28 protein-coding genes and 3 tRNA genes are annotated in these 26,900 nt (G+C 63.4%); 17 read left to right on the forward strand and 14 right to left on the reverse strand.

Annotated elements, in window-relative coordinates:
• On the reverse strand, positions 1–127 hold a 127-nt coding region (locus EN846_RS17880; protein ID WP_244571411.1), incomplete at its 3' end, for a GTP-binding protein.
• A gap of 238 nt (positions 128–365) precedes the next feature.
• Here EN846_RS17880 and EN846_RS17885 point away from each other — a divergent pair.
• Positions 366–1,253: a DMT family transporter gene (locus tag EN846_RS17885; protein WP_127287118.1), complete on the forward strand. Its 888-nt coding sequence runs from the start codon at positions 366–368 to the stop codon at positions 1,251–1,253.
• Between the two features lie 69 nt (positions 1,254–1,322).
• On the opposite strand, the gene EN846_RS17890 is transcribed toward EN846_RS17885, so the two are convergent.
• Together EN846_RS17890 and EN846_RS17895 are read right to left on the reverse strand one after the other, a co-directional pair.
• A tRNA-Gly gene (locus EN846_RS17890) sits at positions 1,323–1,396 on the reverse strand.
• 89 nt (positions 1,397–1,485) lie between these two features.
• Positions 1,486–1,570, reverse strand: a tRNA-Tyr gene (locus EN846_RS17895).
• A gap of 209 nt (positions 1,571–1,779) precedes the next feature.
• On the opposite strand from EN846_RS17895, the gene EN846_RS17900 reads away from it, so the two are divergent.
• Positions 1,780–2,634 carry an RNA methyltransferase gene (locus EN846_RS17900; protein ID WP_127394355.1) on the forward strand — a complete coding sequence of 285 codons (855 nt, stop codon included), beginning with the start codon at positions 1,780–1,782 and terminating at the stop codon, positions 2,632–2,634.
• Positions 2,635–2,766: 132 nt separating this feature from the next.
• Here the strand turns inward: EN846_RS17900 and EN846_RS17905 are convergent, their stop codons facing one another.
• The 3 genes from EN846_RS17905 to gcl form a co-directional block, all read right to left on the reverse strand.
• The gene (locus EN846_RS17905; protein ID WP_127393972.1) at positions 2,767–3,684 is read right to left on the reverse strand and encodes a 2-hydroxy-3-oxopropionate reductase; all 918 of its coding nucleotides are present in this window, start codon (positions 3,682–3,684) and stop codon (positions 2,767–2,769) included.
• Positions 3,685–3,791: 107 nt separating this feature from the next.
• The gene (otnI, locus tag EN846_RS17910; RefSeq protein WP_127393971.1) at positions 3,792–4,589 is read right to left on the reverse strand and encodes a 2-oxo-tetronate isomerase; all 798 of its coding nucleotides are present in this window, start codon (positions 4,587–4,589) and stop codon (positions 3,792–3,794) included.
• A 26-nt stretch (positions 4,590–4,615) separates the two neighbouring features.
• Positions 4,616–6,397 carry a glyoxylate carboligase gene (gcl, locus tag EN846_RS17915; RefSeq protein ID WP_127393970.1) on the reverse strand — a complete coding sequence of 594 codons (1,782 nt, stop codon included), beginning with the start codon at positions 6,395–6,397 and terminating at the stop codon, positions 4,616–4,618.
• A 206-nt stretch (positions 6,398–6,603) separates the two neighbouring features.
• Here gcl and bhcR point away from each other — a divergent pair, with 206 nt between their 5' ends.
• Both bhcR and EN846_RS17925 read left to right on the forward strand, forming a co-directional pair.
• Complete coding sequence (gene bhcR, locus EN846_RS17920; RefSeq protein WP_127394215.1) at positions 6,604–7,473, forward strand: HTH-type transcriptional regulator BhcR; 870 nt, start codon at positions 6,604–6,606, stop codon at positions 7,471–7,473.
• 74 nt (positions 7,474–7,547) lie between these two features.
• Positions 7,548–8,006: a YbaK/EbsC family protein gene (locus EN846_RS17925; RefSeq protein ID WP_127394214.1), complete on the forward strand. Its 459-nt coding sequence runs from the start codon at positions 7,548–7,550 to the stop codon at positions 8,004–8,006.
• Here EN846_RS17925 and EN846_RS17930 read toward each other — a convergent pair whose 3' ends face one another.
• The 3 genes from EN846_RS17930 to EN846_RS35170 all read right to left on the reverse strand — a co-directional run bounded on the left by EN846_RS17930 (position 8,007) and on the right by EN846_RS35170 (position 9,231).
• A complete protein-coding gene (locus EN846_RS17930; RefSeq protein ID WP_127287295.1) occupies positions 8,007–8,363 on the reverse strand; it encodes a hypothetical protein in 357 nt (118 codons plus the stop codon).
• Positions 8,364–8,548: 185 nt separating this feature from the next.
• On the reverse strand, positions 8,549–8,881 hold the full coding sequence (locus EN846_RS17935) for a BA14K family protein (protein ID WP_245493450.1): 333 nt from the start codon (positions 8,879–8,881) through the stop codon (positions 8,549–8,551).
• A gap of 179 nt (positions 8,882–9,060) precedes the next feature.
• Complete coding sequence (locus EN846_RS35170) at positions 9,061–9,231, reverse strand: hypothetical protein (protein ID WP_187331306.1); 171 nt, start codon at positions 9,229–9,231, stop codon at positions 9,061–9,063.
• Positions 9,232–9,388: 157 nt separating this feature from the next.
• Between EN846_RS35170 and EN846_RS17940 the strand changes: the two genes are divergently transcribed.
• A tRNA-Thr gene (locus EN846_RS17940) sits at positions 9,389–9,464 on the forward strand.
• A 543-nt stretch (positions 9,465–10,007) separates the two neighbouring features.
• Entirely contained in the window at positions 10,008–10,181 is a 174-nt protein-coding gene (locus EN846_RS35590; protein ID WP_189523698.1) for a hypothetical protein, read from the forward strand.
• Positions 10,182–10,325: 144 nt separating this feature from the next.
• On the opposite strand, the gene EN846_RS17945 is transcribed toward EN846_RS35590, so the two are convergent.
• Entirely contained in the window at positions 10,326–10,892 is a 567-nt protein-coding gene (locus tag EN846_RS17945; protein ID WP_127393407.1) for a DUF2569 family protein, read from the reverse strand.
• A 423-nt stretch (positions 10,893–11,315) separates the two neighbouring features.
• Here EN846_RS17945 and EN846_RS17950 point away from each other — a divergent pair, with 423 nt between their 5' ends.
• Positions 11,316–12,023, forward strand: a complete 708-nt coding sequence (locus EN846_RS17950; protein ID WP_127284025.1) for a class I SAM-dependent methyltransferase — start codon at positions 11,316–11,318, stop codon at positions 12,021–12,023.
• A gap of 91 nt (positions 12,024–12,114) precedes the next feature.
• On the opposite strand, the gene EN846_RS17955 is transcribed toward EN846_RS17950, so the two are convergent.
• Positions 12,115–12,756, reverse strand: coding sequence for a TetR/AcrR family transcriptional regulator (locus EN846_RS17955; protein WP_127284024.1), 642 nt, complete (start codon positions 12,754–12,756; stop codon positions 12,115–12,117).
• 92 nt (positions 12,757–12,848) lie between these two features.
• Here EN846_RS17955 and EN846_RS17960 point away from each other — a divergent pair, with 92 nt between their 5' ends.
• From EN846_RS17960 to EN846_RS17980, 5 genes are read left to right on the forward strand one after another with little or no spacing between them, the layout of a single operon-like run.
• Complete coding sequence (locus tag EN846_RS17960; RefSeq protein ID WP_127284023.1) at positions 12,849–13,931, forward strand: spermidine/putrescine ABC transporter substrate-binding protein; 1,083 nt, start codon at positions 12,849–12,851, stop codon at positions 13,929–13,931.
• A gap of 7 nt (positions 13,932–13,938) precedes the next feature.
• Positions 13,939–14,805, forward strand: a complete 867-nt coding sequence (locus EN846_RS17965) for an ABC transporter permease (protein WP_127284022.1) — start codon at positions 13,939–13,941, stop codon at positions 14,803–14,805.
• A gap of 2 nt (positions 14,806–14,807) precedes the next feature.
• Positions 14,808–15,590 (forward strand): ABC transporter permease, encoded by a 783-nt coding sequence (locus EN846_RS17970; protein ID WP_127284021.1) that lies wholly within the window; start codon positions 14,808–14,810, stop codon positions 15,588–15,590.
• Positions 15,587–16,651 (forward strand): ABC transporter ATP-binding protein, encoded by a 1,065-nt coding sequence (locus EN846_RS17975; protein ID WP_127284020.1) that lies wholly within the window; start codon positions 15,587–15,589, stop codon positions 16,649–16,651. The genes EN846_RS17970 and EN846_RS17975 overlap by 4 nt, the downstream gene beginning before the upstream one ends.
• Before the next feature lie 9 nt (positions 16,652–16,660).
• On the forward strand, positions 16,661–17,416 hold the full coding sequence (locus EN846_RS17980; RefSeq protein ID WP_127284019.1) for an MBL fold metallo-hydrolase: 756 nt from the start codon (positions 16,661–16,663) through the stop codon (positions 17,414–17,416).
• Positions 17,417–17,423: 7 nt separating this feature from the next.
• On the opposite strand, the gene EN846_RS17985 is transcribed toward EN846_RS17980, so the two are convergent.
• The 3 genes from EN846_RS17985 to EN846_RS17995 form a co-directional block, all read right to left on the reverse strand.
• A complete protein-coding gene (locus EN846_RS17985; RefSeq protein WP_245493509.1) occupies positions 17,424–18,083 on the reverse strand; it encodes a TetR/AcrR family transcriptional regulator in 660 nt (219 codons plus the stop codon).
• 150 nt (positions 18,084–18,233) lie between these two features.
• A complete protein-coding gene (locus EN846_RS17990; protein ID WP_127393611.1) occupies positions 18,234–19,661 on the reverse strand; it encodes an amidase in 1,428 nt (475 codons plus the stop codon).
• A 101-nt stretch (positions 19,662–19,762) separates the two neighbouring features.
• Positions 19,763–20,797, reverse strand: coding sequence for an extracellular solute-binding protein (locus EN846_RS17995; RefSeq protein WP_127393610.1), 1,035 nt, complete (start codon positions 20,795–20,797; stop codon positions 19,763–19,765).
• A 318-nt stretch (positions 20,798–21,115) separates the two neighbouring features.
• Here EN846_RS17995 and EN846_RS18000 point away from each other — a divergent pair, with 318 nt between their 5' ends.
• From EN846_RS18000 to EN846_RS18025, 5 genes are all read left to right on the forward strand, one after another.
• The gene (locus tag EN846_RS18000) at positions 21,116–21,412 is read left to right on the forward strand and encodes a hypothetical protein (protein WP_127287428.1); all 297 of its coding nucleotides are present in this window, start codon (positions 21,116–21,118) and stop codon (positions 21,410–21,412) included.
• On the forward strand, positions 21,388–23,673 hold the full coding sequence (locus EN846_RS35175; protein WP_189523699.1) for a hypothetical protein: 2,286 nt from the start codon (positions 21,388–21,390) through the stop codon (positions 23,671–23,673). The genes EN846_RS18000 and EN846_RS35175 overlap by 25 nt, the downstream gene beginning before the upstream one ends.
• Positions 23,625–23,861: a hypothetical protein gene (locus EN846_RS18010; RefSeq protein ID WP_348630826.1), complete on the forward strand. Its 237-nt coding sequence runs from the start codon at positions 23,625–23,627 to the stop codon at positions 23,859–23,861. Before EN846_RS35175 ends, EN846_RS18010 begins: the two co-directional genes overlap by 49 nt.
• A gap of 445 nt (positions 23,862–24,306) precedes the next feature.
• Positions 24,307–25,080, forward strand: coding sequence for an NAD kinase (locus EN846_RS18020; protein WP_127392916.1), 774 nt, complete (start codon positions 24,307–24,309; stop codon positions 25,078–25,080).
• A 193-nt stretch (positions 25,081–25,273) separates the two neighbouring features.
• Positions 25,274–26,830: a DEAD/DEAH box helicase gene (locus EN846_RS18025; RefSeq protein ID WP_187331298.1), complete on the forward strand. Its 1,557-nt coding sequence runs from the start codon at positions 25,274–25,276 to the stop codon at positions 26,828–26,830.
• Positions 26,831–26,900: the final 70 nt, after the last annotated feature.

Consider the following 26,900-nt stretch of genomic DNA (forward strand, 5'->3'; position numbering starts at 1 on the left):
CATAGCGCTTGTATTCGCCAAAATACTTCGTGATCGCCGCCGTCAGCGACGTCTTGCCATGATCGACGTGGCCGATCGTGCCAATGTTCACATGCGGCTTGGTGCGCTCGAATTTACCTTTTGCCATAGTCTCTTTCCTTGGACGGCCTGGACATTCAGTTCAGTCGAATGCGGGGCGATTAGCGACAACGGCTGAAAAACACAAGTGCCTTGTGGCTGAGCGCCCTCGCTCGGTCCGAACCCATGATCCGATTTCGGGGGGTGTGGCGTGGATATAGGGTCGCTAGGCGAAAAATGAAATGGGCGAAAGCCGCCCCGGCCGCTGGCCCATTGCCGCTGCCGCATCGGTCTGATTTCTTCGCCGCATGCAGTTCATCCCGACGAACATCCGCGGCCCGCTGTTCATGGTCGTCTCGACCGGGTCCTACCTGGTCAACGATACGATGATGAAGCTCGCGACCACCGGCCTGCCGCCTTACGAGGTGCTGTTCCTGCGCGGCGTCGCGGCGGCGCTCTGGGGAATTCCGCTGCTTGTCCTGCTCGGCTATGCCAGGCAGGTCCCTTTGATCTTCGAAAGGAAGGTGCTGCGCCGCAACCTGCTCGAACTGGCGGCGATCCTTTGCTACGTCGTGGCGCTCGCCAACATGCAGATCGCCGATTCAACGGCGCTCGGGCAGATCACGCCGCTGCTGATGCTGGTCGGCGCCTCGGTGCTGTTCGGCGAGCGTATCGGCGGCGCGCGCATGGCGCTGATCGGGGTCGGCTTCATCGGCGCGCTGATGGTGGCGCAGCCGACGATGCAAGGGATTTCGGTCTATGCCTTGCTGGCGCTCGGCAACGCGGTCCTGTCGGCCGCGCGAGATCTTGCCGGCCGCAAGGTCGGCGCCGAGGTGCCGGGCATGATCGTCGCCATTTCCGCGGTCGTGGTCGTGCTGGTCGGCTCCGGCGTCGCGCATCTCGTTTCCGAGCCCTGGGTCATGCCGGAGCCCCGCCACCTCTTGCTCATCGCCGGCGCCGGACTGTTCCTGATCTTCGGCCATTTCTTCATCTTCATGGCCTATCGCGTCGGACCGACGAGCGCGGTGGCGCCGTTCTATTATTGCTTCACCGTGTGGGCGGTCATCTCGGGCCTGCTGGTGTTCGGCCAGTTTCCGAACGCGCTCGCCGTCTGCGGCATCCTGCTGGTGGTGGCCAGCGGCCTTGCCATCGTGTCGCTGGACGAAAGAAGGCGCCGGCTGATACCGGTTGCCTAGGCCAGGCAGCCAAGCGTTTGACTCCCAGGATTTCTGGGCGGCACTTCCGTGACTTTCATTCGGGAAATCTGGAGCGGGTAGCGGGAATCGAACCCGCATATTCAGCTTGGAAGGCTGCTGCTCTACCACTGAGCTATACCCGCGCCTTACACTGAAGTACCGGATTCACCCAAAAAGCGCCATGCGCTTTTCGGTCCGAGACTTTTTCGTTTCAGGGCTTCCGGGCCGGCAGTGGTGGAGAGGGTTGGATTCGAACCAACGTAGGCTAAGCCAACGGATTTACAGTCCGTCCCCTTTAACCACTCGGGCACCTCTCCAGTCTGCCGCCGGAGCCATGCAACGAGGCATTTGCCGATCCGGAGCCCGAGTAGAAGTCTTCTCCGAAATCAGCGAAGCGCCTTATGGCGGCAAGGCTGGTGGGTGTCAACCGCACGTCCCGGCAAAATGCGCTGAATTTGACAGCATCCTCGGCAAGCCGGCTTCTGCCAGTATCCATGGCCCGACGACACGGCTATAGAAGCCCGCCATGAGCAAAGACAACAAGCCCGGAACACCCAAAGACACTCACTACGCCAAGCTGCGTCGCGCCCACCGCGACCAGAAGGCCGGCGGCGCACCCGCATTCCGGCCACGCCAGCCGCTGCCGCCGGGCGAATCCCCCGGCGACGGCCTGGTGCGGCTCTATGGGCTGCACACGGTGCGGGCGGCGCTCGACAATTCCCGGCGCAAGATCAGGAAAATGCTGGTGACGCGCAACGCGGCCGAGCGGCTGGCGATCGCCGACCTCGCCGCCCTGCCCTTCAAGGCCGAATTGGTCGAGCCAAAGGAGATCGACAGGATCACCGGATCCGATGCAGTGCATCAGGGCGTGCTGATCGAGGCCGAGCCGCTGAAGCCGAAGCGCCTTGACGCGCTTGGCGACACTCAGTTGGTGCTCGTGCTCGACCAGGTCACCGATCCGCACAATGTCGGCGCGATCCTGCGCTCCGCGGTCGCTTTCGGAGTCGGCGCGCTGATCACCACGGCCCGCCACAGCCCGCAGGAATCGGGCGTGCTGGCGAAGTCGGCCTCCGGCGCGCTCGAGCATATCGACCAGATCGAGGTGAAGAACCTCGCCGACGCACTGGGACAACTGCACGAGGCCGGCTTCCAGACCATCGGGCTCGATTCGGACGGACCGGCCGAGCTGGAGAAAACATTCGCCGGCGACAAGATCGCCCTGGTGCTCGGCGCCGAAGGCAAGGGCCTGCGCCAGAAGACGCGCGACACGGTGACCGCGCTGGCCCGCCTCGACATGCCGGGTGCAATCCGCTCGTTGAACGTTTCCAACGCGGCGGCGGTGAGCCTTTATGCGGCGCGCGCATTCCTGAAGCGCGGCTGAGACCGAAGCGGCAGTCCGCCTTAACCGGAAAGATCAAGAACGAGAAACGGATCCCAGCAACAACGCTGGAAGCCGCTCTCGGACAGGAAAGGAGCAGGCGGCTTGGGAACGTTGCGCCGCCCTCTCCTGATCCTATGCTGCCTTGCCTTTGGTTTCCGCCGCGTCGCCGCCGACCTCGAAATTCGCCATTCGCTCCAGCGCCCTGACCAGCGCCGAGTGATCCTCCTTCGCACCGCCATTGGCAGCGCAGGAATTGAACAGCTGCTGTGTGGTCGAGGTGTTGGGCAGCGAGACGCCAAGCGCCTTGGCGCCCTCCAGCGCCAGGTTGAGGTCCTTCTGGTGCAGTTCGATACGGAAGCCCGGCGCGAAGGTTCGCTTGATCATGCGCTCGCCATGCACTTCGAGGATGCGCGAGGCGGCGAGCCCGCCCATCAGCGCTTGGCGAACCTTGGCCGGATCGGCGCCCGCCTTCGAGGCGAAGACGAGGGCTTCGCCGACTGCCTCGATCGTGAGGGCAACGACGATCTGGTTGGCGACCTTGGTCGTCTGGCCGACGCCGTTCGGGCCGACGAGCGTGATGTTCTTGCCCATCTTCTCGAACACCGGCCTGGCACGCTCGAAGGCCGTTTCCTCGCCGCCGACCATGATGGTGAGCGAGGCCGCCTTGGCGCCGACCTCGCCGCCCGATACCGGCGCGTCGAGATAGTCGCAGCCGAGATCGTTGATCCTTTTCGCGAATTCCTTGGTGGCGATAGGTGAGATCGAGCTCATGTCGATGACGAGCTTGCCCTTGGACAGGCCGGAGGCGACGCCGTGCTGGCCGAACAGGACGTCGGCGACTTGAGGCGTATCAGGCACCATCGTGATGATGATATCAGCCGCCTTCGCCACGGCGGCATGGCCGGTGACGGTCTTCAGCCCCTTGCCGATCAGGTCAGCCGGCGGTTTGGAGCGATGGTCGCTGGCGACGACGGGGTAGCCGGCATCCAGCAAATGCCCCGCCATCGGCGCGCCCATGATGCCGAGGCCAATAAAGCCGATGGTTTCCATTGGTTCGCTCCTGAAATTCGTAACTGCAACTAGCCGAAGGTACGGCGCTGCCCCTCATCCGCCTGCCGGCACGTTCTCCCCGTATAGTGACGGGGAGAAGGAAGGCTTTAGGCGGCCGCGCTGCCCTGGCCGGCCAATGCCTTGAACCAGCCCAGCCCTGCGTCCGTGCCGGCCTTCGGCTTGTATTCGGCGCCAATCCAGCCGGAATAGCCGAGCCGGTCGATGTGTTCGTAGAGGAAGGGATAGTTGATCTCGCCCGTCCCCGGCTCGTGACGGCCGGGATTGTCCGCAAGCTGGATATGCGCGATGCGGCCGAGGTTCGCCTCGATGGTACGGGCGAGATCCCCCTCCATGATCTGCATGTGGTAGATGTCGTATTGCAGGAACAGGTTCTTCGAGCCTATGCGGTCGATCAGCGCCAGCGCCTGGTCCGAATAGTTCAGGAAGAAGCCCGGAATGTCGCGCGTGTTGATCGGCTCGATCAAAAGCCGGATGCCGGCCTGCTCCAGCTTCTCGGCCGCGAAAGCCAGATTCTCGGCAAAGACGTTCTCCAGCACCGCGCGGTCGGCTCCCTGTGGTGCGATGCCGGCAAGGCAGTTGATCTGCTCGCAGCCGAGCGCATGCGCATAGGTGATGGCCTTGGCCACCCCTTGCCGGAATTCCGGTACCCGATCGGGAAGCACGGCAATGCCGCGCTCGCCCTTTGCCCAGTCGCCCGGCGGCAAGTTGAACAGAACCTGCGTCAGCCCGTTCTTCTTCAGGCGCGCGGCGACGACGTCCGGCGCATGATCGTAAGGGCCGATATATTCGACGCCCTTGAAGCCGGCGCGGGCGGCGGCATCGAAGCGGTCGAGGAACTCGTGCTCGCCAAAGAGCATCGACAGATTGGCTGAAAAACGCGGCATTCTTTTTCTCCTTCTCCCCGCCGGGCTCAATCCAACATCATGATGGCCGTCGGCGCATCCTCATTGCGTTCGGCCAATTCCTCGAACTCGGTGATCTTGTCGATTTCCGTGCCCATGGAAATGTTGGTGACGCGCTCGAGGATGAATTCGAGCACGACCGGAACCTGGTGCTCCTTCATCAGCCGCTGCGCCTGCTTGAAGGCGCCGGCGAACTCTTCCGGCTTGCGCACCCTGACCGCCTTGCAGCCCATCGCCTCTGCGACCGCGACATGGTCGACGCCGTAGCCCGCTTCGGGATCGTTCGCCCGGTTGACGTTCTCGAAGGCAAGGCTGACCTCGTAGTCCATCGAGAAGCCGCGCTGCGCCTGGCGGATCAGGCCGAGATAGGCGTTGTTCACGACGACGTGGATATAGGGCAATTTGTGCTGCGCCCCGACCGCCAGTTCCTCGATCATGAACTGAAAATCGTAGTCGCCGGAGAGCGCGACGATATCGCGGTCCGGATCGGCCGCGCGCACGCCGAGCGCCGCCGGCAGCGTCCAGCCGAGCGGGCCGGCCTGGCCGCAATTGATCCAGTTGCGCGGCTTGTAGACATGCAGGAACTGCGCGCCGGCGATCTGCGACAGGCCGATCGTGGTGACATAGGTGGTGTCGCGGCCGAAAGCCTTGTTCATCTCCTCATAGACGCGCTGCGGCTTCAGCGGCACCTGCTCGAAATGCGTCTTGCGCTTCATCGTCTTCTTGCGCTGCTGGCATTCCTTCGCCCAGCCCGACCAGTCGCGCAGCTTGCCCGCCGTCCGCCATTCGGTGGCGACGTCGAGCAGCATCTTCAGCGCCGCACCGGCATCCGAGACGACGCCGAGGTCAGGCGCGAAGACCCGGCCGATCTGGGTAGGCTCGATATCTACATGGATGAATTTCTTGCCCTTGGTGTAGACGTCGACCGAGCCGGTGTGGCGGTTGGCCCAGCGGTTGCCGATGCCGAAGACGAAGTCGGCTTCCAGCATCGTCGCATTGCCATAGCGGTGCGAGGTCTGCAGGCCGCACATGCCGGCCATCAGCCGATGGTCGTCGGGGATCGTGCCCCAGCCCATCAGCGTCGGGATGACCGGCACGCCGGTGACCTCGGCGAACTCGATCAGCAGGTCGGACGCATCGGCATTGATGATGCCGCCGCCGGCGACGATCAGCGGCCTTTCCGCCTGATTGAGCATCGTCAGCGCCTTCTCGGCCTGGGCGCGCGTCATCGCCGGCTTGAACCGGGCGAGCGGCTCGTAGGCGTCGATGTCGAATTCGATCTCGGCCATCTGCACATCGACCGGCAGGTCGATGAGGACCGGACCCGGCCGCGACGAGCGCATCAGATGAAAGGCCTTCTGCAGCGCCATCGGCACCAGATAGGGTTCCATGACGGTGACCGCCCATTTGGCGACCGGCGAGGCGATCGCGGCGATGTCGACGGCCTGGAAATCCTCCTTGTTGAGGCGCGCGCGGGGAGCTTGGCCAGTTATGCACAGGATCGGAATGGAGTCGGCCGCCGCCGAATAGAGCCCGGTGATCATGTCGGTGCCGGCCGGGCCCGAGGTACCGATGCAGAGGCCGATATTGCCGGCCTTGGCCCGCGTATAGCCTTCGGCCATATGCGAGGCGCCTTCGACATGGCGCGCGAGCACGTGGCGGATGGTGCCCCTCGCCTTCAACGCCGAATAAAGCGGGTTGATCGCCGCGCCCGGCACGCCGAAGGCGCACGAAATGCCCTCCTTTTCGAGAACGAGAACGGCAGCGTCGACAGCGCGCATCCTGGCCATTTGCAAAGCCTCCACGAATTTGTTGGTTGGCTGAGAATGCCAGCACGCCCGCTATTTTTCAATTTTTTCAGAATATTTTTTCATTTCTAGAAAATGACTTTTACGATATGATTTTACTGCGCTTTCCGTTTTCCAAGAATTCAGCCTCGCGGAGCGATGAAAAACTTTTTCATTGCCAAATCGGCGAAATCGGCGAGAATGCCATCATGGAAACCAGCGAAAAACGGCAGCGCGGCCGTCCGCGCTCCTTCAACGGCCCGTCCGAAGCCGCCTCCGTGCAGTCGCTCGACCGCGCCTTGCGCATCCTTGCCATCGTCGCCGAAGGCAGCGGCCTGTCGCTGAGCGAGATATCGGCGCAAAGCGGCCTTGCCGCCTCCACCGCCTACCGCATGCTTACGACGCTGGAGAACCACGGCATGGTGGAGTTCGACGGCACCGACCAGCTGTGGTCGATCGGCGTCGAGACCTACCGCATGGGCGCCGCGTTCCTGCGCCGCCGCAAACTGGTCGATCGCGCCCGCATCGTCATGCAGGAACTGATGGAAAAGACCGGCGAGACCTCCAATCTCGGCGTTGCCGAGGACGATTGCGTCGTCTTCGTCAGCCAGGTCGAGACGCACCAGGCGATCCGCGCCTTCTTCCGGCCGGGCACGCGCAGCTCCTTCCATGCCTCCGGCATCGGCAAGGCGGTGCTGGCGCATCTCGATCCCGAGCGTGTCGCTGCCATCCTGCGCCGCGCCGGGCTTGAGCGCTTCACCGAAAAGACGCTTTCCGACATCTCGGCGCTGGCCCGCGACCTTGTCGCGATCAAGCATCGCGGCTGGTCGGTCGACGACGAGGAGCGGCACCCGGGAATGCGCTGCGTGGCCGCCGCCATCTTCAACGAGTTCGGCGAGCCGATCGGCGGCGTTTCGGTGTCCGGGCCCACCGTTCGGGTGACGCCGGAGCGTCTGGCCGAGATCGGTCCGCTGGTGCGCGAAGCGGCGACCGAGATAACCAGGATGATCGGCGGGCATTCTTCACAAGGCACTGCCGAGGCATCGCTGTTCGAGGTCAGCGCCACGCGCTTGCCTTGACTCTGGCCCGACTTGACACCGGTCCGGCAACGGGTCGAAGTCTGCGCCTCCGATCCATTCCCGCCCGGAAACGCATGAGCCTCCAGTCCGTCAAAGCCTTCTTCGCCGAGCATGCCCCCGACATCGCGGTGATCGAAACGCCGACAAGCTCGGCGACCGTGGCGCTCGCGGCCGAAGCGCATGGCGTCGAGCCGGGACAGATCGCCAAGACGATCTGCATGCGGGTCGGCGTGCGGGTGCTGCTGGTGGTCGCCCGCGGCGACGCGCGCATCGACAACCGCAAATCGCGCGACGCCTTCGGTGGCAAGCCGCGCATGCTCGATGCCGAACAGGTGGCCGAGATCACCGGCCATCCGGTCGGCGGCGTCTGCCCCTTCGGCCTCGCCTCGCCCTTGCCGATCTACTGCGATGTGTCGCTGCGCGCCTTTGCCGAGGTCGTGCCGGCCGCCGGCGCCACCAATGCCGCGGTCAGGATCGGCGTCGATCGCATGGCGGGCCTGGTCAGCGCCGAATGGTGCGACATCTGCCAGTAGCTACCCGTTCGGCAGCGCGCTCTTGCCCGCGATCTCGAAGAAGTCGAGCAGGATCGCCAGGCCGACGCCGCTTGCGGTGAAGATCAGGCCGGTGATGAAGATGCGGTTGGCCCGCTCGTAGATCGGCTTTTGCAGCGAGCTTACGTCGAGCAGCAAGGACAGCGCCCGCATCTGCAGCGCGATGCCGATCAGGATCGGCAGCACCGCCAGCAGATGGTAGGTTTGCCATGGGATCGGGTTGGCGGCCCAATGGGTGATGAAGCCCAGCGAAAATGCCAGCAGGATGCCGACGGTGGTGACCGTGCCGTTGCGGAAAACGGGCTCGATCAAGTCTTGCTTCGGATCCTGTTCGTCCAAGCGTCCCTCCTCGGTTTGGCCGTTGGGGCGAGATTAGACGCTCGCAAAATCGCTGTACACCGCCGACGGCGGAGGCTTTTCAACTTGAAAGCCTTGTCAACGCAACAGGGCCAGCCCCCCGACGGCAGAAGAAGGGGCCACGGAGAAGCCCCTTCTTCCGGTTGCCTGAGGCGGTTCACCTCCTCTCAGAGCTGGCAGTAATGACGATAGCCGTCGTAGCCGGCATAGGTGTCGGAGTACGGGTCGTAGCTGGCGTAGCGGGCGAGGCAGCGGCGGACGTGCGAGGAACCGCCGCCATATTCGTCGACATAGACGGGCTGCGGCTGCTGCTGGGAGAGCAGGCTGCCGAGCACGAACCCGCCGACGCCGGCGGCAATGCCGATGCCGATTTCGCGGTTGTGATGGTGGCTGTGGGCGGCCGAGGGCTGCACGGTGCCGACGAGCGAGCCGGCGGCGACGGAGGTGGCGATGAGGCCGGAAACAATGGTGCGCTTGAACATGACGATCTCCTGTTTCATGGAGAGGCGACATCCGCCTCTTGATCATCAGTCGTCGCGGCTTGGAAAAAGGTTCGAAGTTTTTTGAAATTTTTTCGAGCGGCGGAAAATAGTCCGTTCGGCGCGTGGACTTTGCGTCCGTCAAAGTCGACGGTGCCCGCCGACAGCCTCTGTCATCGACCTGCAGATCTCTTTGGAGGTCAACCGCCCAGGCCGGTGATGTGGCGGAGCCAGAAGGCGAGCGCGATGAAGCCGATGATGGTGGTGACGCCGGTCCAGTCGATGCTGGCCTTCTTCAGATCGCTGACGAGCTTGACCACGAGAAGCCAGGCCACCACGACAAGCGGGAAGATGATGATGAGCCGGATCATGCGAAAACCCTCGACCAGGTAATTGCATCTCTCCAGGATATAGGAAGCCGGCCGGCCATTTTCAGCATGCCACCCGGCCACCCTCGCAGGGTCCAATAGCCGCCGCGAACGGAGTTTTGTCTTTACTGGCGCACGGAATATGCTACCGGAGCGCCATGCCCTTGTAGCTCAGCTGGTAGAGCAGCGGTTTTGTAAACCGAAGGTCGGCGGTTCGATCCCGTCCGGGGGCACCAGCTGTCTGATCAACTTCCAGTCTGATGCCGCAGATCAAGAGGGGTAACGGGCGCGTTCGGGAGTGCCGCGTTCCGGCATCTCGCCGCTGTTTCCATAGCTTTGAAGGAGGCGATGAAATTACCCACACGGTTACCCCGTGGGGTGGCCACATTGGAATCTCGCACTCCGCTTTCCTCGCTCACGTTGCAGCGCCTGTCTGAATGCTTGCTGCTCTCCATCAGTCGGCGGCTTGCAGTGCGGCCTCTTGGCGAATTGTCGAACCCTGACAATGTGATCCATTTCATTGTCTCCCGATGGCCCACTGATAGGAATTGCGCCGTGAGCGGGTGCTCTCAGCGTGATGAAGTGGGAAAATGTCTGTATGCGAAACTGAACATTGGGTCCTCGACTGTGGTTCAGGCGGGTGTGCGCTTTGGGAGGGGGAGGCTGGCGAGGTCCTGTTCTGGAAATGCTACCCCACCGTCGTGTCGGCGAGCCAAGTGGTCTCCGCGCGGAGGAAATCTCCTGGTGCTGAGCGGCTTGTTCTGGATCCTTCGCAAAAGATGACACTGTGCTACTCGGACCTAGATAAGTCGCAGATCGCCGAGGCCTTTAGGGAGTTGACCGGCCGCTCGGTCGTCGCATCGCAGACCGGAGACGCCGGCGTTCGGACGTTGTGCCAGACCGGCACCTTCAATGAACTGCTTCAGGCAAGCGGGCTGGTTCTTCAGAAGTAAGCACGCCTCGGAAGACGCAAAACGGCCGTCCCCACGGTTGCAGTGGCTCATTGGGGGCGGTTCGTTGCGAATTTCGCGGCTAGTGTTGTTCGGTTTTGCTGCTTACCTAAGGCCTTCCGGCTCGACTACGCGCGCGACGTTCCTCTACGAAGCACTCGCGACTTGGCCAGGTGCGCTTGTCCTGGTGAATGTGTTGCTTACCCTGACCGATCTGTAGACATAGGCGGTCCAAATCCCGGTAAAGACGAACGAAGCCAGGGGCGTTGCCAGCGCATCTCCGCCAAGTACCTGGTTGACCGGGACAGCAAGCACAGTTGAAATCCACGCCGTATCCAAAATGAAAGCGGCAGGAATCGCAAACCACTGGACTAGAAACAATTGCGGGAAGCGGTGGCTTCGCCGCAGCATCGAAACGAGCACAACCAGCTGAAGCGCCAGAAATGCGAGATTGAGAGCAACCTCGCCATAAACCGCCAGGGGTCCGTTTGGCAGAGTCATGAGTTGTTGGAAGCCTTCGGCCGAATTGCCCAGGCCGGCGAGTGTGCGCAGTGGTGCCAGTGCCTGACCTATCGCCAGCAGCATCAACCAGCCTCCAAACCCCACCAGGTCCGCCGGGCTCTGTGAAGGTTTTCTTGCAGACTGGACAGCGAAGAAGACAGGCACGCCGATCAGCAGCAGCACTATCGCCCAATGCCAAATGGAAAACTGCATTTCATACCCCCCCCTGATGCACCAATAAAGTGTATCAGTTTTCAATCACATCTCAAGGGGGAAGTTCTCTGAGCCGCTCGCCGAGCGGCATTTCGCCATTCAACCAATTCCGGTGTTGCCCTCCGCACGATGGCCATTTGTGCGAGCAGCTTCGGTAGCCGTCGAACTTGATGTCATGCGACAAGTCGCCGTCCGTTGGCGGATCATCGAACCGCTCCAGTCCCGTCTCAATGAACGTCAGCCGCTCACTGGCGTTAGGCTCGCTACTCCTGACCGCGCTTCAAGCCAGGCAAGGCGATCCGCTTCCAGGTATTTTAGCAAAGTTGTATAAGTGCGTTTGTAAGCCCAGGGCGTTGGCCATAAAGATGTTCTGACGACCTGCACGTGACCCAAGGCCTGCCGCGCGGATGATTTGGGTGATTTATGTCCTACGAAGGTTACCACGAGTGGAAAGGATGGGACAAAGATCAATTCGGCAGATACGACAAAGGAGAGGATCTTTTTTATGACCTTGAGGTGGCGACGCTGCTTCCGAGCCCTAGCGAAAGCGTGTCGTCGATCTTTGAAATTGGATTCGGCAATGGGTCGTTTCTCGGCTGGGCACGCGAGAAACAATATGACGTATTTGGATCAGAGCTTCAGCCAGAGCTGATTGGCCGCGCCCTGGATATGGGCTTCATAGTGAAAGATGGCATTGAAAATATGCCGGCGAGTTCGTTAAGCGCTGTGGTGGCATTCGATGTTTTCGAGCATATCCATTACTCAGAGCTACTGAAAACATGTAAATTTGCCTTCTTTGCTCTGAAACCGGGTGGCTATTTGATAGCCAGGTTCCCTAACGGCGATAGTCCATTCTCCCTTCCGATCCAGAATGCAGACGTAACGCATGTGCATGCCCTCGGTTCTGGCATCATACGTGAATTGATGCGTTCGGCTGGCTTTGTGATCGAAGAGCTTCGCGCGCCTAAGGAATCTCCCGTAACGTTGAAATCCAAGATCGCGCTTCCGATTAAGAAGGTAATGCGTTCGCTGTTCGCATACTATGTGCGGTTTGCGTATTTAGGCGGCGCTACCCCATCAACGTTCGCGCTGAACTATCTTCTGGTGGCTCGAAAACCGCACAAGGTATGAATTGCTCCGCACGATCCCGAAATCACAGATTCCAGAGAGTCTCTCGTGGAAGAGATCGATTCCAACAGCAGCGCCAACCTTAGGATCGTGATCAATTCGCCGCCTCCCCGGTTTTTGTCGCTGAGACGATCGCCGCCACCAAAATCCGGTTCTGCCGTCGTATCGCCGCGCGCAGCTCCGGTATCCTCGCCTCCTCGCGCTTCACGAACTCGATGAACATCATGTTCATGTTGTTGAAGATCAGTTCGCCCAACGCCGCCCCGTCGATGTCGGCGCGCACCAGGCCGATCTCCTGCAGGCGGGCTATCAGCGCGCGGATCTGCTCGGTCAATTCCCGGTCCAGCCCGGTGTAGGCCTGGCCGAACGGGCTGTCGGGCTGTTGCGTCGAGATCGCCATCGCCTGCCGCCACATCTCCTTGCTCAGATAATGCAGCGAATGCTCGATGTAGATGCCGAGCAGCGTGTCCAGCGCATCGCCGACATTGGCCGGCGGGCTGGCGACCACGCCTCGCCCTGCATTGAGCACCTCGTTGACCTCCATCGAGACGATGGCGCCGAGTATGTCACCCTTGTTCTGGTAGTAATTGTAGATCGTGCCGATCGACACCTCGGCTTGGGCGGCGATCGTTTCGATTTTGGCGCCCTCATAGCCGGCCTCGCGGAAAAGTGCTGCCGCCGCCTCGATGATGCGCCGGTGCCGGTCCGCCTTCTGCCTTGCTCGCAATCCGCTCATATCGCTTCCTTGCCACAAAAACAGAATTGACTCAATTTTAGAATTGGTTCAATTTTTCCTTAACAAGCCAGCAAGGCAGGGAGAACACTCGAATGTCACTGAAAACCACGAATCCGCTTTCCGCCCTGAAGTCGCAGCTTGCTGCCGCATGCGCGGCCACGGCGCTGCTGTTCGCGGCGGGCGCCGCTCAGGCCGCCGACCTCAACGCGCTGATCTGGTGCGACCATGCCGATCCGGCACTGCTCGACCCCTTCGAGACGGCCAACAACGTCAAGGTCAACGTCAAGGAATTCGAAGGCACCGGCGCGGGGCTCGCCATCGTCGAGCAGTCGCAGCCGGGCGACTGGGACGTGATGGTGATCGATTCCATCGATGTGCCGCGCGGCGTCGAGAAAGGCCTGTTCGAGCCGCTGCCGGAAGACAAGCTGCCCCTCGCCGACCTCTTCCCCGAAGTGAAGATGGACGGCTCTACGGTCGTCGGCGGCAAGCGCTACGGCATCACCGAAAAATTCGGCTACAACACCATCGGCTTCAACAAGACCAAGGTCGACCCGGCCGACATGCAGTCGCTGGCGGCACTCACCAGCGACAAGTACAAGGGCAAGGTCGCCATTTACGATTATTATCTTCCGGTCATCGGCATGGCGGCTCTGGCCATCGGCAAGAAGACGGCGGATCTCACCGAGGCCGACCTTCCCGCCATCAAGGCCGAGCTGCTCAAGATGAAGGCCAACGCCAAGCTGGTTGGCGAGGTCACCGCCAGCCAGACCGCTTTGGCCACCGGCGAGGTCGACATCCTGGTCGGCGGCGGCGAATGGGTGACAGCCGGTCTCGCCAAGGAGAACCCGGCGCTGGACTTCTCCATCCCGAAGGAAGGAGCGGTGCTGTGGTCGCAGTCGCTTGCCATGTTCAAGGATTCCAAGAACAAGGACATGGCGCTGAAATTCATTGAGTACATCATGAGCCCGGAAGGCCAGGCGCGGCTTGCCACCTCCTCCTGCTACTGGGGCATGCCGGCCAACAGCAAGGCGGCGCTGAGCGACGAGCAGAAGAAGATCCTGCGCTTCGACGAGCAGCCGGGCTTCCTCGCCCGCGCCCAGGCTTATCCGGCGCCGAACCCCGATCTCGACAAGAAGATGCAGGACGTCTGGACCGAAATGCTGCAGGCGCAGTAGGCGGCCGATGAGCGTTGCGGGAAACAGGTCGCGCGCCCTGCCCCGGGCGGGCCGTGCCCTGCCCTGGGCGCTGGTCACGCCGGCGCTCGGCTGGACGCTGGCGTTCTTCGTGCTGCCCTTCATCGCCATGGGTCTTTCCAGCCTCACGGCGCATGAAGGCGGCGGCTTCACTTTAGCCAACTACAGCCAGTTCTTTACCGACCCGTCCTATTGGCGGGCGATGGTGAACTCGCTGGAGGTGACGGCGATCGTCACCGTCATCTCGATCCTGCTCGCCTATCCCTTCGCCTGGATCCTCGCCGAACAGGTGCCGGAACGCTGGCAGCGGCTGGCGCTGATGCTGGCCGTGCTGCCGTTCTGGACCTCCTATGTCGTGCGCTCCTATTCGTGGCTGCTGGTGCTGGCACAGAACGGCGTCATCAACCGGACGCTCATAGGCCTTGGCCTCATTGCCGAGCCGCTGCAGCTTGCCAACACGCGTTTCGCCACCGTCACCGGCTTCGTGCACTTCTTCGTCATGCTGTTGACGCTCACCATCTTTGCCAACCTCAAGCAGCTCAGCCCTAGCTATCGCAAGGCGGCCGCCGACCTCGGCGCCGGGCCAGTGCGCACCTTCCTGCATGTCGTGCTGCCGCTGACCTTGCCCGGCATCATGGTCGGCGCCTTCCTCACCTTCGTGCTCTGCATCGGCGACTACATCACGCCGCAGATCCTCGGCGGCAACAATGAGCTGGTCATGCCGCAGCTCGTCATGATGCAGATCGGAAGGCGTGGCGATTTCCCCCTCGCCTCGGCGCTGTCGATCATCCTGATGGCGGTCGTAACCGTCGCCTACCTCGCCTGCGCCCGCTGGCTGAAGATCGAGCGGGCCTGACCATGCGCGCAATCGTCCGCACCGCTGCCTGGCTCTACGCGATCGCCATCTACGGCTTCATCTTCCTGCCGGTGATCGTGCTGGTGCTGTTTTCGCTGCAGGCGACGTCCTTCCCGATCCCGCCCTTCACCGGACCGTCGCTGCGCTGGTATCAGGCGGTGCTTTCCGACACGCGGCTGACTTCGGCGCTGGTCAATTCGCTGCTGGTGGCGATCCTCTCCTCGGCTGCCTCCGTCACGCTCGGCTTCCTCTCGGCCTGGGGCTTTGCGCGCTTCACGCTGCCCGGCTCGGCCCTGCTGCGCGGGCTGATCACGCTGCCGCTCACGGTCAGCTACCTCATCATCGGCATGGGGCTTCTGGTGCTGTTCAACTGGGCCGGAGTGCCGAAATCGCTGCTCGCCGCCGGCATCGGTCATGTCGTGATCAACCTGCCGCTCTGCTTTGCCGTCATCTACAGCCAGATGGGCGACCACCAGATCAACATCGAGCGCGCCGCGCGCGACCTCGGCGCGCCGGAATGGAAGTTGCTTTTGCTGATCACGGTGCCGGTGATGGCGCCGGCGATCTTTGCCGGCTTCTTCCTGTCGATGACCTTCTCCTGGGACGAGTTCGTCATCTCCTTCCTGCTCACCCGTTTCGACACCACGCTGCCGGTGGAGATCTGGAACCTGCTGCGCTCCGGCCTCAATCCCAAGACCAATGCCGTCGGCTCGCTGGTCTTCGCCGTCTCCATCGTCCTGGTGGTGTTTTTCGAGCTGACGCTGCTGCGGAGAAAGCCGGCATGAGCGCATCCCTGGTCGACATCCGCAACGTCTCGCATCGCTTCGGCCAGCAAGCGGTGTTGAAGAACGTTTCGCTGACCATCGAGCCCGGCAGCTACACCATCCTGCTTGGGCCGTCCGGCTCCGGCAAGACGACGTTGCTCTCCATCCTCGGCGGCTTCGTCACGCCCAGCGAAGGCAAGGTGTTCATTCGCGGCGAGGACTGCACGTCCGTGCCGCCGGCCAAGCGCCCGACGACGACGGTGTTCCAGGACTATGCGCTGTTTCCGCACATGAGCGTCGGCAGCAACGTTGGCTTTGGCCTGCGCATGCAGGGCGTCGACGGCGCAACGCGCACCGCGAAGGCGCGCGAGGCGCTGGCGCTGGTCGGGCTGGCCGCCGCCTTCGACAAGAAGCCGCATCAGCTCTCCGGCGGCCAGCGGCAGCGCGTAGCGCTTGCCCGCGCCTTGGTCATCGAGCCGGCCGTGCTTTTGCTCGACGAGCCGCTCGGCGCGCTCGATTTGAAGCTGCGTCGGCAGATGCAGGACGAATTGAAGGCGATCCAGAAGCGGGTCGGCACCGCCTTCGTCCATGTCACCCACGACCAGGAAGAGGCGATGGCGCTGGCCGGCCATTGCGTGGTGATGAATGACGGCCGCATCGAGGATGAAGGCGCGCCCGAGCTAGTCTATGCGCGACCGGCGACGCGCTTTTCCGCCACCTTCATGGGCGAAAGCACGATCCTTTCCGGAACCGTGACGGAGGCGAAGGACGGGTCAGTTACTATCGCGACGCCGGCCGGCGCGATTTCGCTGCCCGGCAGCGCGGCGGCAGGTGCGAAAGTCGCCCTTGCCGTTAGGCCGGAGCATCTTGTCCTCGGCGAAGCGGAAGGACACGTGTCGCTCGGCGCCGCCAAGGTGAGCGACGTCGTCTTCCAGGGCAGCTTCAAACGCGTGCTCGCCACCTCGGCTTTCGATCCCGCCCTGCAGTTCATCGCCAAGGCGCCCGCCTCGGCGACCGTCAGGCCCGGCGACACGGTGGCGGTTTCATGCAAGGCTGCCGACATCATCCTGCTGGCGAACTGAGCGGCGAGCATGCTTCCGGTCATCGAGGCCCCGGACTGGTACGAAACCATTCGCATGGGCGACGGCGTGACGCTGATCCACGAGCCGTGGATAAAGCCGTTCTACCGCTGCAACATCTGGCACGTGCGCGGCCGCGACCGCGATCTGCTCTTCGATACCGGCCTCGGTCATTTCAGCCTTCGGCGCCACGTGCCTCTGGTCACCGAACGCAAGCTCGTCTGCGTCGCCAGCCACACCCATTTCGATCACATCGGCTGCCACCACGAATTCCCCGACCGCTGCGTGCATTCCGCCGAGGCGGCGATCCTCGCCGACCCGCGCAACGAATGGACCGTTGCCGACCGCTATGCCACCGACGCGATGTTCGATTGCCAGCCGCAAGATTGGGACACGGCGCGCTACAAGATCCTGCCGGCGCCCGCGGGTCGCTTGCTGGAGGGCGGCGATGTCGTCGATCTCGGCGACCGTGCCTTCGAGGTCATCCACACGCCCGGCCATTCGCCGGGCGGCATCGCGCTCTTCGAGAAGAAGACCGGCATCCTGCTGTCGGGCGACATCATCTATGACGGGCCGCTGATCGACGACGTCTACCATTCGCTGGTCGACGACTATGTCGCGACGCTGCTTTCCGTGCGCGGCCTCGACGTCTCGGTCGTCCATGGCGGCCATTTCCCGAGCTTCGGCAAGGTGCGCTACCGCCAGCTCATCGACGAGTATCTGGCGCAAAAGCGGCAGGCGGGCTGCCATCTGCGGCAGCCCGCCTGAGCGAGCATTAGCGCATCAAGTCAAAGTGCCGGGGAAAAGCCTGATGCAGCAAGAGCAGCATGGTCTTGCGCAGCACATTGGTGTCGCGGCCGGAGGGGTTCAGGTGATCCCAGTACCATGCGCCGTGCACCAGATAGTTCAGGCTCTCCGACAGGGTGTTTATGTCGACGCCGGCATAGCCGCCGCTGCGCGAGATCTCGATCAGCAATTCGCGCGCTTCGGCGGTGTAGGCAAGGTCGCTCGGCAAGCCGATTTCATTGTAGATCTGCATGCTCTTGCGGTCGCTGGAGAACACGACGAAGACCGAAACCCATTTCGGATGCTGGCGGGCGAAGCGTTGCGCGCAGTCGACGGCGCCCAGCAGCCTGTCGACCGGCGTCAGGCCGGGCGCCCGCACCAGGGTGGCCCACAGCTCATCATATCGATCGCTGAGATACTGCAGGACGGCCCGGAACAGGTTCTCCTTGCTGCGGAAATGGAAGACGACCAGTGCGTTCGATGAGCCGACCTGCTCGGCGATGCGCTGCATGGTGACGCTCGCCAGCCCTTCCTCGGCGATGAGGTCGATCGTGGCATCGATGATGCGCTGGACGCTCGCCTCGCCGCGCTCGCGCCGACGGTCCTTGGGTGGCGCGGCATCATTCGCCGACCCCCTGCCCTCAGCCATCGTGGGCCGCTTTCCGGCAGTTGCGGTTGCCTTGCGCTGCGCCATTTTCATCGGCCTTTTCTAACCTGCGGGGGAACCTCCGGTCCCACCGCCATTTTGCGACATCGGGCGTCCGCCCGCCAGAACCCACGCGAGAGAGCCCGGGATTGCTCAAAGCGAAGGGCGGGTCCCGGCGCTGCCATACCATTGGCCCTGAGCCGTCTCATAAGCCATCGCCGCGCGAAATACATCGGCGTCGCAATAGGTGCGGCCGACGATCTGGATGCCTGTCGGCACGCCGCTCGCCGCCCTCCCCGACGGCATTGAAAGGACCGGGCAGCGGCTCATCATGTTGAACGGGGTTGTCATCACCCAGCCGAGCGACGGGTTCACCTGCTTTCCGTTGATCTCGACAGTGTCCGTGGTCTGATCGAACTCGGCCGACACCGCGGGAAGCGCGTTCGTCGGGCAGATCAGCACATCGTATTTTTCGAGCAACGGACCCAGTGTCTGATACATCCGGGCCGCCACCTCCAGCGTACCGACAAAGTCCGTGGCCTTCGATTTGCGCCCATCTTCGGCGAACCGCCGCGCATAGCTGGTCATGTCCTCGCCATGCTCCTCGAGCAATTGCGACAGCGAGGCGCCGAAGAGATGCTCCAGATAGGCCATGCCGGCCTTGAGCACCTCATCGCCCCAGCCCAGGTCGACTTCCTCGACCGTGGCGCCGAGCGAGCGGAAGACATCGCATGCGGCAAGCGTGTTCCTGCGCACATCGGCGTCCACTTCGAAGGAACCGAGATCCATCGAGAAGGCGATCTTCCAGCCCTTGATCGGCTTGTAGTCGACCGGCAGGCGCAGCTTCGGCCGCAGCGTGGCGATGTCCAGCGGGCTAGGTCCAGCCATGACATTCTGCAGCAGGATCGCGTCCTTGACGTTTCGCGCCAGCGGTCCGGTGTGGCAATAGAAGTCCAGATTGAACGGCGGCTCGTCGGGATTGCGGCCGTAGGGCGGCTTGAAGCCAACAAGGCCGCAGGCCGATGCCGGGATGCGGATCGATCCGGCTATATCCGACCCGGTCGCTATCGACGACGTGCCCGAGGCCAGCGTCGCAGCCGCCCCCCCGGACGAACCGCCCGGCGTGAAATCCGGATTCCACGGATTGCGGGTGACGCCCCATCGCCTCGACCAGGTGTAGCCGGCGCAGCTGAATTCGGGCGTCGCCGTGCGCGCATGCACGATGCCGCCGGCCTTGATGATGCGCTCGTTCATCGTCGAGGTATGGCCGCATACGGCATCCCTGGTCAGCAGCGAGCCGTGCGATGTCGGCTTGCCCTTGATGTAGCTCTCGTCCTTGATGCCGATCGGCAGGCCCTCGAGAGCCCCGGTCCTTGCGCCCCTGGCGTATTTCGCCTCTGCCTTCCTGGCCAGACCGATGGCCTCCTCGAAATGCGTGAAGGTGAAGCAGTTGATCGTCTCCTTCGTGGCCTCGGCGCGGTCGATGACGGCCCGCATCAGTTCCACCGGCGAGAGCTTCTTTGCCTTGAACAGCCGCAGCGCCTCGCTGGCCGGCATGTAGCAGAGATCGAGATCGGTCATGGGCAGTCTCCTACGGTCGGCGGAACCGCGCTTGGTGCGAAGGGACACACCGGACCGCGCGTCGCGGTCCGGCGACTGTGGCCGGACAGACTTCGGCGCGGCTATTTCTGGAGATCGGTCCAGATCCTCGTATAGAGCGCCTGCACGTCCGGCGGACAGGTCGGCATGAACTTGCCCTTGGCGGCGAGTTCAGCCGGAACCTCGACCTCCGGCGCACCCTTCATCTCGTCCGGCATGAACGGCTCGGATCCCTTGATGCCGTTCGCGTAGTGCGCGAACGCCGAGATCATCGCCGCGTTCTGCGGGTCCATGATGAAGTTCTGGAACAGCTTGGCGTTCTCGACATTCTTTGCGTCCTTGAGAACCGCGACATTGTCCATCCAGATCGGATAGCCTTCCTTCGGATAGCCGTAGACGATCTTGTCGTTCTCCATCCGCTCGCGCAGCGATATGCCGTTCCAGTTCACGCCGGCCGCGATATCGCCCCTGCCGAGGCCGTCGACGGCCGCATAGTCGAACGAAAGCCATTTCGCCTTGGCCTCGACCAGCTTGTCGCGCACCTTCTTCAGCACCTGCTTGTCGTCGGTGCAGTATTCGCCGCCGAAATAGGAGATGGCGAGGAACAGGATGTCGCCCATCTCCGGCACGACATTGATCTTGCCGACGAGCTCGGCGGGCGGATCGAGGAAAACGGCCGACGTGTTCGGGTCGCCGGAATAGACCGACTTGTTCACCGAGACGCCGGTCGTGCCCCATTGCCAGGGAACGGTGTATTTGCGGCCCGGATCGAACGGCACGTCGACCCATTTCGGATCGACGTTCTTGAAGTTCTCCATTTTGTTGGGATCGGTCTCCAGCAGCAGGCCTTCGCTGATCCAGACCGGCATGACACTGGCCGACGGCACGACGATGTCGTAGCCCGAAGCGCCCTGGCGCACCTTGGCCAGCGCCGTGTCGTTGGAGTCATAGTCGGTGACGGTGACCTTGACCTTGTAGGTCTCCTCGAACTTCTTGATGAGGTCGGGATTGGTGTAGTTGCCCCAATTGTAGATGTTGAGCTCGCCGTCGGCGCGGGCTGCGCCTGTCGCGGCCATCAGCGACAGCCCGGCGACAGTCGCGATCGATTTCCAGTTCATGCTGTTCTCCCATTGTTGGGACCGGCCGCAAAAGCGGCCTCGGGTCCGACGAAAATAGTTCCTCTCATGCGTGGCCATTCACCGGCGGAGCCGACTGGCCAACTCGATCTCAACGTAACTATGACTAAATATACAGTCAATATCTTTCAGCGGGTATTATCCCGGTTGGAAGCGCGACCCCTCGCAGGCGTAGGAAACCCGACCAATGCGCCGATGCGCCGGCAAACGTCTCATGGTATCGTCAACGACGAGGGCATTGATGGATTGGGGCAAGCCTCGGCGTGAACAGCCGCGGCTTGCAGGGTTGGGTTGGGGGTCATGCGCCTTTTTTGGGCGATTGTGCTGCTGATGACCAGAGGGCTCTTTTCCGCCGCGCGCGGCGAGGAACGCATCGCCTTGGTCGTCGCCGGTCCGGCCGGTGACGGCGCGCCCGCCGTCGCCGTGCGGATCGCGGCAAGCTTGCGGCAGATAGGTTTTGCGGTCGGGCTGCTGAGCCACGGCGAGGACCGAACCGGCCCGCAGTCCAGCAGGCCCAGCCTACGGGAGCAGATGCCAACGGAGACGAATTCCGCACCACAGGGCTTGGGTACATGCGCGCCAAAACTGTTGTCCTGATTGTTGTCGCCGCCATGTTAGGCGTGCTTGCGGTCGTCCTCGCCAATGTCTGGCTGGCCGACCAGCGGACTGGAATGGCACAGCTTGACAATGCGCCCGCAACCGCGGCGCCGCCGCCTATGAGCGGGGCGAGCGACGGCGGCTACGGCAGCCCACCGGCCGGCCTCGGAAGTGGCGACTCGGGCAGCGGCGGCGGTGGTTCCGACAGCGACGGTGGTGGTTCCGGCGGCGGCAGCAGCGGTTTGGCCGGCGGCGGCCTCGGCAACGGCGGTGGTTGGGACGGCGGCGGTGGCTGGGGCGGCGGCAGCAGCGGTTTGGCCGGCGGCGGCCTCGGCAACGGCGGTGGTTGGGACGGCGGCGGTGGCTGGGGCGGCGGCGGCAGCGGTGGCCAGGAGCCGTATCCGATGGACGTCGCCCCGGAGACCAGCCATCCCGAAAGCCAGGCCGAGGAAACCGCAGCCTACGAGGCATACAAGCGCGAGCAGGCCCAGCGCGAGGCCTATGAGCAACAACTGCGGGCACAGGCTGAGGCACTCAGGGCCGAAATGGAGCGCGCCGCGGAAACCGCCAAGGCCTCGGCCCCGGACCAGCCGTCGACGGGCGCTGGCCCGCCGCCCGCCGGCAACACCGAGATCGATCCCGGTGACGGCCTTCCGCCCCTGCCCCCTGATCCGGCACCGGCCTCAGCCCAGGACCAGCCCTCGACCGGGCCGGTCTTGGTTCCTGCCGGCGGCGCGGATGTCGATCCCGACGATGGCAACCTTCCACCCCCGCCGCCCGCTCCGGAGCCGGCCACGGAGCAGGTCGTCCGGCACCCGGCCATCGATGCGCCGGACGAGGTGGTGGCGGGTGACGTCGTGACCGTATCGATCGCGTTGACCGAGGAGCAATTGACGCCAGAGGTCAAGGTGAAAGCCGCACCCGGCACGACGGTGACCGAGGACGGCGCACTGCGCATGGCGATGCCAGCGGGCACAGAGCAATGGCCGATCGACATCGATCTCTTCGCCTCGGGCTTCGATCTCGCCGATGGCGGCAAATGGAGCCGGGCAACCACGCTCTATCGCGAAGGCGACAGCGATTTCGTCCGCTTCGAGCTCAAGGCGCGGCCGATCGGCCAGGACAGCAAGCCAGGCCAGTTCATCGCCCGCATCTACAGTGCCGGACGTTTTCTCGGCTCGGCATCGCGGCCCGTCACCATAGCGCGGACGCGGATACCCGCTCCCGGCGCCGAAGCCGCCACCCCTGCCCCGGCGATGCTGCTCGCCTCGGCGCCGAGACAGCCATTGACCGGCAGTATCGACCTCAACGGCGATGGCGACGTGCCCGATCTCGACGTCACCATCCTCTATGACGATCCGAGCGGCCTCGGCTCGGGACAGATCATCATCCATTCGCCGCATCTGGCCGGACCGGTGACCGACAGTTTCTCGACACCACCGGAAATGGCGGCATGGCTGGAGTCCGAATACCAACGCCTGCTGCAGCTCGGCCTCAGCCTGCGCGGCGCGGTTTCGTTGCAGCAGCCCGCCGCAAGCAATGACCCGGAAGCGCAAAAGCGCTTCGTCACGCTTGCCGCCGAAGGCTTCGGCGATGTGCTCTATCGCGACTATGTGCCGAAGGTGTTCAAGCATGTTTTCTGGTCGTTGCGCAGCAAGGGCGAACTGCGCTCGATCCAGATCACCTCGAACAGCCCGACACTGCCCTGGGAATTGATCCGCCCGCGAAGCGACGACGGCGCGACGCAGGACGGCTTCCTCGGCATGGGCTATCGGCTGGCGCGCTGGGCGCCGCGCAGCATGTCCTCGCAGGTCGACAATCCGCTCGACCGGCTGGTCTTCACCGGCGTTGCGGCCGTAGCCCCCTCCTATGTCGACAAGCAGTCTCTGTCGTTCCAGGAGGTCGAGATCGAGGCGCTCAGCAAGCTTTCCGGTTATCGCCGCTTCGACGGCGATTTCGTCTCTTTCGAAAAGCTCGTCGGCGAGGTCTCGACCGGCTTCATCCATTTTTCCGGCCATGGCGAGGTCAACCAGCCTGGCAGCGGCCGACCGGTTTTTGCCATCGACCTCGTCGATCAGTCGCTCGATCCGACACCTGGCGCGCGCTGGTCGCGGCCGCCCACGGTACAGGCAATCCCTTCTATTTCTTCAACGCCTGCGACAGCGGACGCTCGCAGATGTTCGGTGGCTTCGTGCAGGGCTGGGGACCTGCGGTGCTGGCGAGCGGCGCTTCCGGTTTCATCGGCGGCATGTGGCCGCTGACCGACCGCGCCGCGGCCGCCTTCTCTGCCGATTTCTACGGCGGCATCACCACCCGGCTCAAGGACGGGCCGGTCTACCTCGCCGAAATCCTGCAAGGCGTGCGCAAGCGCTTTTACGAAACGGGTGACCCGACCTACCTTGCCTATACTTTCTACGGCAACGCCAATCTTCAGGTCGTGACGCAGTAGGAGCCGGAAGCGCGGCGACGTAGGACAGCGATCTTACAGCGCTCTTTGCGGACAGGGCATTCCGGCGGTGTCACCGCAACGCGAGGCCGTCGGCTGGGGCCGGGAACTCATATCTTCCGAATGCCGTACCAGTTCGGCGAAGACGAGGGCAAAACTTCCCAGCATCAGGAAGACGATAATCAGGCGTGTCACCGGCAATAGACAGGTCTCGACTTGCTGGCCCCCGCCAACCCATCCACTGCCGGCTAACATGGCCCATCCGGCTTTACGAGAGCTTAAGCTTCGTCTTAACCATCACGTTCGGCCATCCGGCGACACAATGCGCGAGCAACTGCCTTTCATTGCCGTCCTGTGCGGGCCTTTGCAGATGCGGGCGGCCCATGCTACCCCGGCGCTGGCGCGGTCCGGAAACGGGCCGCCGCCAGCCGCTCGTAATCGGGAAGCCATGAGCAAAGCCGCCAGCCATTTCGCCTTCGTCTCGTCCGACACCGCCGACGCCAAAGCGGCGCTGGAAAGCCTGTCGTCGCACTATGGGCAGACATCGGTCGAAGAGGCCGAGATTGTCGTCGCCCTCGGCGGCGACGGCTTCCTGCTGCAGACGCTGCGTGACACGATGAGCACCGGAAAGAAGGTCTACGGCATGAACCGTGGCACCATCGGCTTCCTGATGAACGAATACCGCGCCGGCGGCCTCGAGGAGCGCATCGCCGCCGCGGTCGCCGAGACCATCCGTCCGCTGGAGATGCTGGCGGTGACGCATGAGGGCGAGACCGTCTCTGCGCTGGCGATCAACGAAGTGGCGCTCTGGCGCCAGTCCTACCAGACGGCCAAGATCCGCATCGCGGTGGACGAGCAGGTGCGGCTCGAGGAACTGAACTGCGACGGCGTGATGATCGCGACACCCGCCGGCTCGACCGCCTATAACCTCTCCGCGCACGGCCCGATCCTGCCACTCGACGCGCCGCTGCTGGCGCTGACGCCGGTCAGCCCGTTCCGTCCGCGCCGCTGGCGCGGCGCCCTGCTTTCCAACAAGGCGACGGTGCGCTTCGACATACTCGAAGCCGAAAAGCGGCCGGTGAACGCGGCCGCCGACCATACCGAAGTGAAGGCCGTGGCCTCGGTTACAGTGCGGGAGTCGCCGACCGCGACGGCGACGTTGTTGTTCGATCCCAACCATTCATGGAACGAGCGCATCCTCGCCGAACAGTTCCGCTACTGAGCCGGTACCAGGACAGGGCCTCGATTAAGCATCGCGATTAAGCTTACGTCTTCACAATCGCAGCATTTCCGGCCGTTTCTGTTGACAAATCGTGGGCTTGCGCCTAACTCCAACGCCGATCTTGCAGGCGCGCGGCGCCTGCCGCGACGGATACCGTTGCGCTTCCCCCTGTAAAAGCCAAAGACAGCCAAACTTGTCCTCAGACACCCAGACTGCTCAAGAAGCGTTGACATTCGCGGACCTCGGCCTTTCGCCGAAGGTCCTTTCCGCGGTCACCGATGCCGGTTACACCAAGCCGACGCCGATCCAGGCCGGCGCCATCCCGCATGCCTTGCTGGGCAAGGATGTGCTGGGCATCGCCCAGACCGGCACCGGCAAAACGGCATCCTTCGTGCTGCCGATGCTGACGCGTCTCGAGAAAGGCCGCGCCCGCGCCCGCATGCCGCGCACGCTGATCCTCGAACCGACGCGCGAGCTTGCCGCGCAGGTCGAGGAAAACTTCGTCAAATACGGCAAGAACCATAAGCTCAACATCGCGCTGCTGATCGGCGGCGTCTCCTTCGACGAGCAGGACAAGAAGTTGGAGCGCGGCGCCGATGTGCTGATCGCGACCCCCGGCCGCCTGCTCGATCACCGCGAGCGCGGCAAGCTGCTGCTCAACGGCGTCGAGATCCTCGTCATCGACGAGGCCGATCGCATGCTCGACATGGGCTTCATCCCCGACATCGAGCGCATTTGCGAGATGATCCCGTTCACGCGTCAGACGCTGTTCTTCTCGGCGACGATGCCGCCCGAGATCACCAAGCTGACGGAAAAGTTCCTGCACGCACCGGTGCGCGTCGAGGTCTCGAAGGCCGCCTCCACCGCGACCAGCATCACACAACGCCTGGTCAAGTCCGGCTCCAAGCCCTGGGACAAGCGCGAGACGCTGCGCAACCTGATGAAGGCCGAAGACGCCGAACTGAAGAACGCCATCATCTTCTGCAACCGCAAGGTCGAGGTCTCGGAACTGTTCCGCTCGCTGCTGAAGTATGATTTCGATGCCGGCGCCCTGCATGGCGACATGGACCAGCGCGCGCGCATGCAGATGCTGGCCAATTTCCGCGACGGCAAGTTGCGCTACCTCGTCGCTTCGGACGTCGCCGCGCGCGGCCTCGATATCCCCGATGTCAGCCACGTCTTCAATTACGACGTGCCGATCCATGCCGAGGACTATGTCCACCGCATCGGCCGCACCGGCCGCGCCGGACGCGCCGGTAAATCCTTCACCATCGCCACCAAATCGGACACCAAATACATCGATGCGATCGAGCGGCTGATCGGCAACAAGATCGAGTGGCACGACGGCGACCTGTCGACGGTGGTCGCAAGCGAAGGCGAGGATGAAGCGCCCCGCCGTGGCCGCGGCGCGCCGCGCCGCGCCGGCCGCAAGGACGAGGACCGCAAGGACAGGGGCGAGCGCAAGCCGCGCGAGCGCCATGCCCGGCACGGCGAAGACACGCCGGCCCCGGCACGCGAGGAGCAGCCGGTCGCGGCCGAGGCAACGGTGGCCGATATCGGCGAGCGGCGCGCGCGCAAGGAAGCGATCCGTTCCGAAAACAGCGAGCGCAGGGGCGATCGCAACGACCAGCGCGGCGAGCCGAAGCGGGAGCGCGACCGCCCTGCCCGCCACCGTCAGGAAGAAGACGACGCCACCGTCGGTTTCGGCGACGACATGCCCGCCTTCATGCGGATCGTCGCCAAGGTCTGATCTCTGTTCCGTTTCGACAAAAGGCAAGCCGAGCACTCGGCTTGCCTTTTCTTGTCTGGACGGCCTTGCG

The sequence above is a fragment of the Mesorhizobium sp. M4B.F.Ca.ET.203.01.1.1 genome (assembly GCF_004791025.1).
Lineage (GTDB): Bacteria > Pseudomonadota > Alphaproteobacteria > Rhizobiales > Rhizobiaceae > Mesorhizobium > Mesorhizobium abyssinicae.

Coding starts and splice junctions, on each gene's coding strand:
- EN846_RS17975 (WP_127284020.1), top strand. CDS start 15,587: ATGAGCGCATCCCTGGTCGACATCCGCAACGTCTCGCATCGCTTCGGC.
- EN846_RS17935 (WP_245493450.1), bottom strand. CDS start 8,881: ATGAAACAGGAGATCGTCATGTTCAAGCGCACCATTGTTTCCGGCCTC.
- EN846_RS35170 (WP_187331306.1), bottom strand. CDS start 9,231: ATGATCCGGCTCATCATCATCTTCCCGCTTGTCGTGGTGGCCTGGCTT.
- EN846_RS17955 (WP_127284024.1), bottom strand. CDS start 12,756: ATGAGCGGATTGCGAGCAAGGCAGAAGGCGGACCGGCACCGGCGCATC.
- EN846_RS17945 (WP_127393407.1), bottom strand. CDS start 10,892: ATGCAGTTTTCCATTTGGCATTGGGCGATAGTGCTGCTGCTGATCGGC.
- EN846_RS17985 (WP_245493509.1), bottom strand. CDS start 18,083: ATGGCTGAGGGCAGGGGGTCGGCGAATGATGCCGCGCCACCCAAGGAC.
- EN846_RS17925 (WP_127394214.1), top strand. CDS start 7,548: ATGAGCCTCCAGTCCGTCAAAGCCTTCTTCGCCGAGCATGCCCCCGAC.
- EN846_RS17885 (WP_127287118.1), top strand. CDS start 366: ATGCAGTTCATCCCGACGAACATCCGCGGCCCGCTGTTCATGGTCGTC.
- EN846_RS17990 (WP_127393611.1), bottom strand. CDS start 19,661: ATGACCGATCTCGATCTCTGCTACATGCCGGCCAGCGAGGCGCTGCGG.
- gcl (WP_127393970.1), bottom strand. CDS start 6,397: ATGGCCAGGATGCGCGCTGTCGACGCTGCCGTTCTCGTTCTCGAAAAG.
- EN846_RS35590 (WP_189523698.1), top strand. CDS start 10,008: ATGACACTGTGCTACTCGGACCTAGATAAGTCGCAGATCGCCGAGGCC.
- EN846_RS17905 (WP_127393972.1), bottom strand. CDS start 3,684: ATGGAAACCATCGGCTTTATTGGCCTCGGCATCATGGGCGCGCCGATG.
- EN846_RS17995 (WP_127393610.1), bottom strand. CDS start 20,797: ATGAACTGGAAATCGATCGCGACTGTCGCCGGGCTGTCGCTGATGGCC.
- EN846_RS18000 (WP_127287428.1), top strand. CDS start 21,116: ATGCGCCTTTTTTGGGCGATTGTGCTGCTGATGACCAGAGGGCTCTTT.
- EN846_RS17965 (WP_127284022.1), top strand. CDS start 13,939: ATGAGCGTTGCGGGAAACAGGTCGCGCGCCCTGCCCCGGGCGGGCCGT.
- EN846_RS17980 (WP_127284019.1), top strand. CDS start 16,661: ATGCTTCCGGTCATCGAGGCCCCGGACTGGTACGAAACCATTCGCATG.
- EN846_RS17960 (WP_127284023.1), top strand. CDS start 12,849: ATGTCACTGAAAACCACGAATCCGCTTTCCGCCCTGAAGTCGCAGCTT.
- EN846_RS18020 (WP_127392916.1), top strand. CDS start 24,307: ATGAGCAAAGCCGCCAGCCATTTCGCCTTCGTCTCGTCCGACACCGCC.
- otnI (WP_127393971.1), bottom strand. CDS start 4,589: ATGCCGCGTTTTTCAGCCAATCTGTCGATGCTCTTTGGCGAGCACGAG.
- EN846_RS17970 (WP_127284021.1), top strand. CDS start 14,808: ATGCGCGCAATCGTCCGCACCGCTGCCTGGCTCTACGCGATCGCCATC.
- EN846_RS17900 (WP_127394355.1), top strand. CDS start 1,780: ATGAGCAAAGACAACAAGCCCGGAACACCCAAAGACACTCACTACGCC.
- EN846_RS17950 (WP_127284025.1), top strand. CDS start 11,316: ATGTCCTACGAAGGTTACCACGAGTGGAAAGGATGGGACAAAGATCAA.
- bhcR (WP_127394215.1), top strand. CDS start 6,604: ATGGAAACCAGCGAAAAACGGCAGCGCGGCCGTCCGCGCTCCTTCAAC.
- EN846_RS35175 (WP_189523699.1), top strand. CDS start 21,388: ATGCGCGCCAAAACTGTTGTCCTGATTGTTGTCGCCGCCATGTTAGGC.